General features: G+C 40.3%; 7 protein-coding genes. 2 read left to right on the forward strand and 5 right to left on the reverse strand.

Going from position 1 to position 12,230, the window contains the following annotated elements; all coding sequences use genetic code 11:
* The first annotated feature begins 32 nt into the window (after positions 1 to 32).
* Both gcvH and gcvP read left to right on the forward strand, forming a co-directional pair.
* A complete protein-coding gene (gene gcvH, locus L0Z67_RS04790) occupies positions 33 to 422 on the forward strand; it encodes a glycine cleavage system protein GcvH (protein WP_054551324.1) in 390 nt (129 codons plus the stop codon).
* Positions 423 to 621: 199 nt separating this feature from the next.
* Positions 622 to 3,510, forward strand: coding sequence for an aminomethyl-transferring glycine dehydrogenase (gene gcvP, locus L0Z67_RS04795; RefSeq protein WP_405128498.1), 2,889 nt, complete (start codon positions 622 to 624; stop codon positions 3,508 to 3,510).
* A 141-nt stretch (positions 3,511 to 3,651) separates the two neighbouring features.
* Here the strand turns inward: gcvP and L0Z67_RS04800 are convergent, their stop codons facing one another.
* The 5 genes from L0Z67_RS04800 to L0Z67_RS04820 are packed head-to-tail and all read right to left on the reverse strand — an operon-like array spanning position 3,652 to position 11,799.
* Positions 3,652 to 4,581: a DUF4435 domain-containing protein gene (locus tag L0Z67_RS04800; protein WP_405128499.1), complete on the reverse strand. Its 930-nt coding sequence runs from the start codon at positions 4,579 to 4,581 to the stop codon at positions 3,652 to 3,654.
* Complete coding sequence (locus L0Z67_RS04805; protein WP_405128500.1) at positions 4,581 to 5,903, reverse strand: AAA family ATPase; 1,323 nt, start codon at positions 5,901 to 5,903, stop codon at positions 4,581 to 4,583. Before L0Z67_RS04805 ends, L0Z67_RS04800 begins: the two co-directional genes overlap by 1 nt.
* Before the next feature lie 53 nt (positions 5,904 to 5,956).
* On the reverse strand, positions 5,957 to 8,179 hold the full coding sequence (locus tag L0Z67_RS04810; RefSeq protein ID WP_405128501.1) for a DEAD/DEAH box helicase: 2,223 nt from the start codon (positions 8,177 to 8,179) through the stop codon (positions 5,957 to 5,959).
* Positions 8,176 to 9,483, reverse strand: coding sequence for an ATP-binding protein (locus L0Z67_RS04815; protein ID WP_269408919.1), 1,308 nt, complete (start codon positions 9,481 to 9,483; stop codon positions 8,176 to 8,178). Before L0Z67_RS04815 ends, L0Z67_RS04810 begins: the two co-directional genes overlap by 4 nt.
* Before the next feature lie 3 nt (positions 9,484 to 9,486).
* Positions 9,487 to 11,799 (reverse strand): TerB N-terminal domain-containing protein, encoded by a 2,313-nt coding sequence (locus L0Z67_RS04820; protein ID WP_405128502.1) that lies wholly within the window; start codon positions 11,797 to 11,799, stop codon positions 9,487 to 9,489.
* Between the last annotated feature and the right edge of the window lie 431 nt (positions 11,800 to 12,230).

Consider the following 12,230-nt stretch of genomic DNA (forward strand, 5'->3'; position numbering starts at 1 on the left):
ATGATTGGTAACAGAACCAAAGGAACAAAAAGATGAGCAATATCCCAAGCGAATTAAAATATGCTACTTCACACGAGTGGGTTCGCGACGAAGGTGACGGTACGTTTACTGTAGGTATCACTGAGCACGCACAAGAACTTCTTGGCGACATGGTATTCGTTGAATTACCAGAAGTTGGTGATGAAGTTGACGCGGGTGAAGACTGCGCAGTAGCTGAGTCTGTAAAAGCAGCATCAGACATCTACGCACCAATCGGCGGTGAAATCGTTGCAATCAACGAAGAGCTTGAAGATTCGCCTGAAACAGTAAATAACGACCCGTACACTGACGGTTGGTTATTCCGTATCAAAGCATCTGACACATCAGAGCTTGATAACCTGTTAGACGCTGAAGGCTACGCTAACACAATCGACGAAGACTAATTAATTAGTCACGCCGACTAAAAGCCCCGTCTAGATACCTAGCTAATCAACTACCTAGCTTGGGTTTCACTGGGGCTTTTATGATTTTATAGCTTACGTTTCCATACGCTGTAAGTTACTAAATCAACACGTTTTTAAGTTATTGCCAGTTACCCATTGGCAGTAACCACTTTTTTTTGGATCATAGGAATCTGGACAAATGTCAAACGCCAAATCTCTTGAACAATTAGAGCAAAAGCAAGATTTTATTCGCCGTCACATTGGGCCAAGCCCAGCGCAAGTAAGCGACATGCTGAGCGCTCTTGGAGTATCGAGTGTTGAAGAGCTGATCGGTCAAACGGTACCTGCAAGCATTCGCTTAGAGCAAGGTTTATCAATTGGCGAAAGCCGCACTGAAGTTGAAACACTAAGCTACTTAAAATCAGTAGCAAGCAAAAATAAAGTGTTCAAATCATACATCGGTCAAGGCTACCACCCAACTCACGTACCACACGTTATTTTACGTAACGTACTTGAGAACCCAGGCTGGTACACTGCGTATACACCATACCAACCAGAGATTGCACAAGGTCGTTTAGAATCATTATTGAACTTCCAGACTATGACCCTAGACCTAACGGGTCTTGACTTAGCCAGCGCGTCATTACTTGACGAGTCAACGGCTGCGGCAGAAGCTATGGGCCTTGCAAAGCGTGTTGCTAAGTCTAAAGCGAATGCATTCTTCATTGCTGATGACGTACACACTCAAACAATCGACGTTGTTGCAACACGTGCAGAGCAGTTCGGTTTTGACGTTATCGTTGGTAAAGCAGCTGAAGCACTAGACCACGACATTTTTGGTGCGTTATTCCAATACCCATCAACAACCGGTGAAATCACTGACGTAACCGATTTAATCGCTGGCGTACAAAGCAAAAAAGCGATTGCCTGTGTTGCTGCAGACATCATGAGCTTATTGATGCTAAAAGCACCAGGTAAACTAGGTGCAGACGTAGTACTTGGTTCAGCACAACGTTTTGGTGTACCTATGGGTTACGGTGGTCCACACGCTGCATTCTTCGCAACACGCGACAAGTACAAGCGTTCACTACCAGGTCGTATTATCGGTGTTTCTAAAGACCGTTTAGGTAACGACGCACTACGTATGGCAATGCAAACACGTGAACAACACATTCGTCGTGAAAAAGCCAACTCAAACATCTGTACAGCGCAAGTATTACTCGCGAACATGGCAGCGTTCTATGCGGTTTACCACGGTCCACAAGGCCTTAAAACGATTGCTGAGCGTATCCACCGTTTTGCAGACATCTTAGCGGCAGGCTTAAAAGCGAAAGGTGTAAACCTTAAGCACGACACATGGTTCGATACACTGACGGTTGTTGCAGATAACAAAGACGAAATCGTTGCACGTGCAGTAGAGCACGGCGTTAACTTTGCCTCTAACCGCGCAGGTGAATACTCAATTTCTGTATCAGAAACAACAACGCGTGCAGACGTAGCTGAGCTATTCGACATCATCTTAGGTGAAGACCACGGCCTGAGCGTTGACGCACTAGCAAACGAAATCGAAGTAAACGGCAGCAACTCTATTCCTGCCAGCCTAGTACGCGATGACGAAATTTTAACGCACCCTAACTTCAACTCGTACCACAGCGAGACTGAAATGCTGCGTTACATCAAGCGTCTAGAAAACAAAGATTTAGCGCTTAACCACTCAATGATCTCATTAGGTTCATGTACCATGAAGCTTAATGCGACAGCTGAGATGATCCCAATCACTTGGCCTGAGTTTGCAAACTTACACCCATTCTGCCCACTTGATCAGGCAGCGGGTTACCAAATCATGATGACTGAGTTACATGATTGGTTAGTAAACATCACAGGTTACGATGCAGTTTCACTACAACCTAACTCAGGTGCACAAGGTGAATACGCAGGCTTAATCGCGATTCGTAAATACCATGAGTCACGCGGTGAAGGACACCGTAACGTATGTTTGATCCCAAGTTCAGCGCACGGTACAAACCCAGCGTCTGCACAAATGGCAAGCATGAAAATCGTGGTTGTTGACTGTGATAAAAACGGTAACGTTGATATGGCAGACCTTAAAGCGAAAGCCGAAGAGGTATCTGAAAACCTATCTTGTATCATGATCACTTACCCATCTACACACGGTGTTTACGAAGAAACAATTCGTGAAATTTGTGACATCGTGCATCAGCACGGCGGTCAAGTGTACATGGACGGCGCAAACATGAACGCGCAAGTAGGTGTTACAAGCCCAGGCTCAATCGGTTCTGACGTATCGCACCTTAACCTACACAAAACATTCTGTATTCCACACGGTGGTGGTGGTCCAGGTGTTGGCCCTATCGGTGTTAAATCTCACCTAGCGCCATTTATGCCTAACCACAGCGTCATTAATGTAGCTGGCACAAACATCGGTAACGGTGCGGTTTCTGCTGCTCCTTACGGCTCAGCAGCTATTTTACCAATCTCGTGGGCATACATTGCCATGATGGGCTCTGAAGGCTTAAAACAAGCAACAGAAATGGCTATCGTGAACGCTAACTACTTATCTGAGAAGCTAAGCGAGCACTACCCAATTTTATACCGTGGCCGTAACAACCGCGTTGCGCACGAGTGTATTGTTGACCTACGCCCACTTAAAGAGCAAACAGGTATCTCTGAAATGGACGTAGCTAAACGTCTACAAGACTACGGCTTCCATTCACCAACTATGTCATTCCCAGTAGCTGGCACACTCATGATTGAGCCAACTGAGTCTGAGTCTAAAGTTGAGATCGACCGTTTCATCGAAGCAATGGTGTCAATCAAGTCAGAAATCGACCGTATCGCATCTGGCGAATGGTCAATTGAAAACAACCCGCTCGTGTTTGCACCGCACACACAAGCAGACGTACTAGGCAATGAGTGGAACCGTGCATACGACCGTTTCTACGCAGCATTCCCAGTACCAAGCGTAGCAAAAGACAAATTCTGGCCTACAGTAACCCGTATCGACGACGTATACGGCGACCGTAACCTAGTTTGTTCATGTCCAGCGGTTGAGACATACCGTGACTAAGGTTTGATTTGATAACGACAATTGAAGTTGGAAACCGCGTAATCGAAGTTGGAAACTGTAATTGAAGTTGGAAACTAACTAAGTATAGAAGGCGAACCAGATGGTTCGCCTTTTTTTACTTTGTAAAAAGACTAACAGTGATTATGCAGCTTTATGTGAATTTAAAAAGTCGACAAGGCATCCAGGGGTATCGGCATACTGACTTAATTCGGATAAGCAGTTTCCCTTAGAAAGTTGTAATTTGACGTTACCTTTATTTTTAAATACTTGGCGACCATTTTTCTTACATCTGTCTTGTTTTAATTTGTCTAAATAGATTCTGAAAAACTCTAAATTTTGTTTTCCTCTGAACCATATCTCACCATCAAGGTCGCTAAGGTATTCGTCAGATTCACTTGTGTTGATTACAATATCATTGTCTAAATCCTGAAATATTGATTTTGGATTCTTTTCATCGTAATTTTTTTCTGTTGAATCTAAGCTTACGCTAATTAAATCTTCAAATTTAATATTATTGATATTTAATTTTCGGTGACAATCACCAGTCTTTTCCATCATCCTAATTGTTCGGATGAAACTATTGAAAGGTTTTATATTTCCTAAGAATGAGGCTTTTGTCTCAGTGAATAGATTTATAGCGTTCTCAAAACATTGATGATTTTCAATCGAGTCAGTGATGCCAAACTCTGCACTGAGTATTCGTTGGAATGCTGAGTTACTAACATAAAAATTTTCTATTGAATAACAGGGTGTTACATAAACGTCATGTAAGCTATTTAACTCATTATTATCATCAAAATCTGAGTCAACGAAGAATAAGCAATTCGAGGAGGAATAAGTATTATGCTTCCTGACTTTATCCCTTAGCATAACTACTTTAGACTTTCCGCCACTATTTATACCTGACCAATTTAATTCTGGTCTAATATTACTTATTCTAACAGAGTAATACTTCTCATCTTCACCCTCGAAAAAAATAGCACATTTCCCTTTAGATGTGATTCTGGTGAACTCCATGAACTTCACAGATAAGTTGTCGCGAGCCTCCACCAATAAATTAACTCTCGACATTATAACTCCTCAATATACTCTGCTAAATCAACAGTTACACTTTCTAATTCATTTTCGAATATAAAGGGGGAGTGAGTTGTGGCAATTAAGAATTTACATTTTCCTGATGAAACTATATCTGGTAGAAGGGTCTTTTGCCATTCCATAGATAAAGAAAGCTCTGGTTCATCAAAAAATATAGCTAGGTCATCTTTCTTTTGTAAATATAGTAAAGCGAATAAAGAAATTATCTGCTTTTCACCCGAGGACAAGCTTTCTATGTCTACTGTTCTACCATTTTTCTTTCTAATTACATCAATAGTTACGTTACTCTCATCATATACAACTTCTTTGTCAGTTAGGTATTTGTTGCTGACTTTAGTAAATTGCTGTATCGCTTCATCATTTTCTTGTTGTTGTTCGTATACTTTTAATAAGTTACCAACAAAATAAATTAATGGCTCATGCCCATTTAATATTTCACCACTATTAACTAGAGAAAGTATTTGTTCTTTGTGTGATGATGAAATGTTTTTCCCAATTCGCTCCAACACAATTTCGACGGCCCTTGGACTGGAAATTGATTCTCGCATTTCATCAGTAACCACAAAACCATTAACGAGTTGAGATAGCATTTGGCCATTAATTTTTGAGAACCACTCTACAGATGAACTAAGAATTTCAGAGGTGATTTTCTTTATACTTAATTTCACATCACTCATACCAAAATTGATAGAGGAATGTCTGAGTGGAGAACTATCTTTTACACCGTTGAATGCACGAATATCTTCTTCAACCCTTCTATAAGTCGGTAGATGTAGTGTTTTTAGATTAAACTTTGCTTGTATTTGATTGAGTTTTTTCTGAGTGATGGAGTTTATTCTTTTATTAGGTCGGCTACTGCGTACCTCTCTTAAATAATCTCTTAGTATCGATGGCGGAATGTCTAATACGTTCATAGCATTTCTGAACAGACTAGATCTCTCCATAGAATGGGAGGGAAACTTTCGAACGTCATCCACTAACTCAAGAATGAAGTCCTCACCAAGCTTGCTTTCTAAGTGTTCGAAAAAATGGTGCCCTTTAATAAACTCTAAGTCAGCATCAAAATCTGATTTCTCAAAAGAAATACATTCGCCATCTATAAATTTTATGCCTATTGAATCGAATACGACCTTTCTTAGTTTTGATATATCTCCAGAGAGAAGAGCATAAAATGAATTCAAAATGGTTGTCTTACCATACCCATTTTCAGCCACTATAATTTTGTATTCAGAGTCAAATGGAATTTTTACATTTCTCTCTTGGTATAGGTTATTTATAAAAAATTCTTTAATCATCATATTTCCCTATCGTATGTGTTTAGTTATTTTCTAATATTAATCTCTTTGCTGTTCTAGTGATGGCTTACTAAACCTTTAATTGAACTTACTGAATTAAAAAGCCACTCTTTTGTATTGAAATTATCAAAAGCTTTTGCTCCATACCCTATGGATAGAATACTTTCCGGCAAGAACTCATCGAACTTCTCGATACGTTTTTCCTGTACTTGTTGTGCTAGTTCTGTTTCTGTTGGGAGTTCCGTTGAAGCAAGTTTGAGCAATATTGAGCGAACACTTTCTAATGACGCTTTTTCTACTTCTATGACTCCTGCATATGCGCCAGCTTCAACCCCATGTTGGATTAGCAAGGCGACAATTGTATTTACCACTTTGTCGCCAAGCCATGGGAATATATAAGTAGTATTGCCAACCTGAAGCAGTGGTTCTCTAGAGAGCTTTGCATCTTCGAAATATCGTACGCTTTCACCAAACAGTTCTCGTGCAGCTGAATCTGCGAAGTCGACTTTCTGATCCCCCACAGAAATTCTGTAGTCACCGTCTTTTAATATTTGGAACATCTCTTGCCGGACAACATCATGTATGTTCAAGCCAGTACCACCAAATTTAGGCGGCTTGCCACCTTTTGCATGCTCCACATAAATGACTTTCTTTTCGCTATCTATGTCGTTTACTTTCCAACGTTTTCCACCGAAAACAATATGCTGACCTTCCAATACCAATGAATCTACAGGCAGCGTTCCGAGTGATTTTGTTCCACATACAATCCGAAACTCTTCAGGCGTTTTGAAAACAGCATAGAACGAGTAATGGCTTGTCAGCTTTTCTCCCAAAAGGCCAAGCACCAATTCACCACTTCCTAACTGAGTTATGAGTTCTGTTTTGCCCATGTGGACAAGTAGTGCTTTGAAGTTTTCAACATTAACGTTTTGAAAAGGGCCATCTTTACAGAGCAAACTAAATAATTGCTCGGCTCTAATTCCTCCCCATTGTGCAGTAACTGCAAGTACTTGGTGAAGGAGTGTTGAGAAGTGGTAAAGTGATGTATCAGCTGGTTCATACCATTTACTGCCGATAAGAAGTCTGATCATGGCCAGAGATTGAATAAGCTCCAATCTCAGCTTGTCGATGACGCTAGAGTCTTTTGTCAATTCAGCTTCAGCGATGAGCATTCGCAATATTGAGGCTCCACCGCGTCTTCCTGAGCGTCCCATTCTTTGACGTAAACTTGAAATAGAATGGGGGGCTGTTACTTGAATTACTGAGTTTACCTTGCCAATATCAATGCCTAGTTCAAGAGTCATTGTGCAAATCGCTGTGGTAGGATAATGCTCCTGTTGCAATCGCTTTTCTAAGCTTTCTCGAAGATCTTTAGATAGCGAACCATGGTGAGGAAAAAATTCATTCGGTACAATTTTTTCTTCACAGAAGTCAGATAATGTAGCCGCAATGCTTTCTGTACGGCTTCTACTATTTGCAAACACAAGGTGATTTCCGCCTCGACAAAATTTAAATAAATCTTGGCAGATCGTGTATTCGGCATCATTGGAAGACTCAGCTTCTAAGTTAGCAGGGTTGACATACCCCTTTACCTGAATCTTCAGGGTGGAAGTCGAATGTGTATCTTTGATGATCTTGCAAGGTAAAGAGCGATTAGGGCGAAGTGATAGAGGTACTTTCTCTAACTCACCAAGCGTAGCACTCAAAGCGACTCTCGGGATTGGTGTTTCTAGTCTTCCGAGAAGGTGTTCAAGTCTATGAAGTAAAGAGAGTAAGTGGTGGCCGCGCTCAGAGCCAATAAAGGCATGAAACTCATCAATAACGATATATTTCAAATTAGAGAATGCAGCTTTGATCCAGCCAGAGTCTCTGATGAGTAATGACTCCAATGACTCAGGTGTTATTAACACGACACCAGACGGTGATGCTTTTAATTTCTTCTTTCGGCCCTGTGAGCTATCACCATGCCAGGGAGTAACTGGTATTTCTAACAGATCAGACAGACTTTCTAAGCGCCTATCTTGGTCATTTATAAGGGCTTTTAGAGGGCTAACGTAAAGGATCCCTACACCCGTTTCTTGATGTGCGATAGTGCTAAGCGCAGGCAAGAAAAATGCCTCTGTCTTTCCTGCTGCGGTTGAAGCGCTGATCAGCACATCTGTCTTTTCAGACAATATAGGTTCAATAGCAAGGCATTGTATTTCCCGTAAGCCAGTCCAGCCTTGTTTGAATATCCAGCGTTGAATCCGATTGTCTAATTTTTCATGTTCATCAATCATAGTTTGAAGTCAGCAAATCCATCTTCATTGTCCTCTGTTTCGAGTTCAACATCGGAAGGCTTATCTTCATTAATTGCTACTGATGAGATTAGACTATGCCATGCAATTTGCGGGTTTTGGTCGATTACAGCGAGCATGTCTAAAAATGCTTTAATGGTGTTACGTGGCGTTCTAAAATACGCATCCCCAATAGTTTGGCTGCAATGCTGTAAGAACGCTTTGAGAGATTCGTCTGGAACCAAGTACTTTGCTTCGTCACCTTCAGCATAAACATGGCGCAAGTTTTTAAGCAAAATATACAATTCTTCAGGGGTTAAGCTAGCGAGGTGTAGCGCTGGTGACGAATAATCAATCACGCCCGCTTGTTTAGCAAAGCTGTTATCTGCCAATCTAGATTGTAGTGCTTCATAGCTATACAAGCCTTTACGTGGATCTAGCAAAAACTCAGGGGTTCCGCCTAGAAGGAATCCCAAATGTTCAGCGCTTCCTTGTAAACAATCGTTTAGAATTCGGAGTATTTGTTCATAGTTAGAAGTTCTCGCTGTTGTGTTGTTCAACTTATACAGATTTACCATTTCGTCTAAGTTAACTAGAAGCCCTTGGTAGCCAGCTTGTCTGACAAATAAACTCATTAATTTCAGCGCATCATAAAAAGATGTATCTGAAATAATTGTTCGAACCCCTAGGTCATTTCGGGCATCGGTTTTAGTTGAATACTCTGCTCGTAACCATTTTATGGCGTTAGCTTTTAATATCTCATCATCTTTCTCATGACCTATCCAATAAGCCTCAATAACTTTAGCAAAATCATAACCGCCAACGAGTTCAGAAAGTGATGCTAATTTTTCATGGATAATTGAATTTATACTTTTTCCTGAAGTATCAGCTTCTTTCATCGCTTCTGTGATGAACTTTTCAACTACACTTGTTAAAGCATTACCATCAGGTTTGTTGCGAGTCGCCATGTTACGCATTAGCTCAGAGTAAAGGTTTCTAGCTTGACCAGCCGATGCATGAATACGTCTATCAGGAGATAAGTCTGCATTGACGGTTACAAGCTTATTCTCCAGAGCAATAGCACGTACAACACTTAAAAAGAATGTTTTACCAGAACCATAATCGCCGATAATGAGCCTGAAAGCTGAACCTCCATCTGAGATCCGATCAATGTCTTGGATTAGAGCTTTTAATTCATTTACTCGACCAACTTGGATATGCTGGATTCCAATCTTAGGAGTCACACCTGACTTCAGAGATTGGATAATTGCATCCCTTTCTTTAGCTCGTATTCTTTTTGCAACCATTGTTTATCCCTTCAATTCTTCTACGATTTCTAGATCGACATAGATATCACCATCGTCATCTAGAACTGGCGCATCGACTTTGTCATAAGCCCAGTCATTAATGGTTTCTAATGCGCCATCAACCATTATGTTTAGTTTGCTGCACAGTTCATGAACTTCTTTACGTGGCCACGACTCTTTAGCTATCAAAGTTTCAAAAAGTTCTTTGTAAGGGCTATCTAAGCCTTCTTCATTGACATCAGCTGTGGGGCTCACTCCCAGTTCAGCTTCTTCATCAACGGCAAATATACTCTCCAGCATACTCTTTGCATCGTTGGTGTCACTTTCATGCATAGCCAGAATACCTTCATCCAACTGAAAGGTACTTTTATCAATGGAAGCGCCTTTAGATGTGGCAGAGATAGGTTGTTTACTGGAGGCAAACGCATGAATGTCACTTGTAACGAGTGATTTATCTAAGCCTAACGAGGTATATAACTTTTCAATTTGCTTAATTTCAGAAGCATCGATTCTTCCATCAGCAAGAGCGATGGAAAGCATGAATCTTTTCAAGAATTCCACCTGTGGAACGCCGAGTTTTTCAATCCTGGCTTTCAAGCCGGTATTATTTACAGGGGCATTTAGACGCCAAGTTAAATATGCATTTAACGAGTTCTTTTCAGAAGGTGAGAGTTTGTCATCGTGGTTTATCAACGTTTGTAATGCAATTTTCTCATGATGATCTACAGTACCGTCTATCGTTGCGACCATTGCCCCTAACCTAATTGCTAAACTTACTTGGTTGAATGCAGAGCTTGGCTCAAAAAACTCTCCATGGCCCGGTGAGAAGAGCACAATGTTGTCATCGATTTTCAGTTTTGCATGATGAAAACGTTGGTCTGGCGCAATACCTATTTCAGCCTTAGCAGCCAAGTTAGCGACTAGTTCATTTTCTTTTTTGTTAAACGCCTTAGGGAGAGGTGTACCTGTATGAGTCCAGAAATCCTTGACTGTGGTTAGTCCTTCATTTGAACTAATTATCTGATTTGCCCAAGATTTAAATGTTTCTATGACTGGTGAATTTGCTTCGTTTGCTAGTTCTTTAGGTAATAACATTAACGCTGCAATATCACTCCTTGAGGTATCAGCTTTTCCTAAGTAACGGCTATAGCTGTTCAACTCTTCCGTACATTGTTCGGCAATTGGAATGAGCTTTTTAATTGGGCCTTTGAGAATACTTGGATCTGGTAAGTCACCCAACTCCAAATCAACCCCATGCACACCATTACTTGCCGCATGGTATGAAAGTCGCAGTTTAGTTTTATTGGGTTTTACGGAAATTCCTTCGCCAAACTTGTCAGAAAATCTAATTTGGAAAAGCTGGCTAAACTCTTCTTCACATCTACGGGCGGGGGTTTTTAGGGAATACTCGAATGTATTTTTTAGCCACTCTAAAGCTAAGGGAGCTGTTACAGGGTTTCCATTGGCTATAGTTGTTGCAAGGTTAACTTTAAATGACAATGCATTATTAGTTTCAGGTATATCTGCCAGTCTATCTTCAAGTAAGGTGGGTCTTTGAAGTGCCATTAGTTCGAGGAAATTAGCAGAGTATCCTCTGAACGAACGATTCGCGTTGAAAACGCTATTGAGACGCAACACTTCTTCAAATATTGCTATGTACTCTTCATCAGTTATTTGATTATTGGATTTGTTTTCAATGACTCTTCTCTCAAACCCGTAGAAATAGATGAAGACATAACCAATAGGTGTATTGGGGTTTGAGCGATCAGAGGCGAGCCAATCTAGGTAAGCACCTCTACAGCCTTTAGATAAAGATGCGTAAGTCGGCCAGTACCCTAAGGATTCATCAGTGTATATTTCTGAATCTACCGAGGGACTTGAAGCTGGGCGTTTATCATCCACTAGAGATGGCTCTATACCGTACCCATCTAGTGAATTCATTACTCCACCAAAGTAGAAAAAGCCTTTTGTTAACTGTCTTCCATTAACAGAAAGTTGTTCATCTTCACTTATCCATCGACCTTTTTGTTTGTTCGTTGTTTTTTCTGGCTCTCGGCCAAAGCTTGTATGAATAGTAAAAGTAGCAAAGTCATCATCATTGTCTAAATAAGTATGGTTAGATGTACTGGATACACTTATGCTGGAAGATCTTACAGCAATACTGGGGGATGAGGTTCTATTTTCAGGGACTTTTGCTTTTTCAGAAAAAGGTTTCGGAGTTCTTTTTGGGGAAGGTTTGTGTGCAGAAGGTTTACTGTTACCTTTAAATAATCTATAGATCAAATAAATTACAAATAACCCAATAATAAATTCCATTTTATTTCCTCTTTTTTCAAGGCTCTAAATTAGGTTACTTTGATCCTTGCTTTTTATATGTTTTTATTGATTTTTTATATCAAATAAAGATAAACAATGCAAAATTTGAATCAGTAAAAGTGATTAATAGTGTTGTGATAATTTAAGCTTTTCAATAACTCTACTCCTTTCAAAACAAATATAACCCTGAATAACCTTATGCGGCCATTCAAAACATGGCCAACCAATCATTGTAATGAAACATCTACCACAAAATGATACCTAGCAAAGGTTGAGTATACAGCAACTCCTATTCAGGCTAGTTCAGTAATTTGTCTACAGTTGAATTGCGGTAAAGAAGTTAAATTTGCGATCGGGCTTGCTTCTTACACGGTAATTCTCTTATTAAATTGCAGCATTAATATACTCTTTCCAAATATCTTATTCTTTTA

The organism is Pseudoalteromonas sp. PB2-1 (assembly GCF_045040605.1).
Lineage (GTDB): Bacteria > Pseudomonadota > Gammaproteobacteria > Enterobacterales > Alteromonadaceae > Pseudoalteromonas > Pseudoalteromonas arabiensis.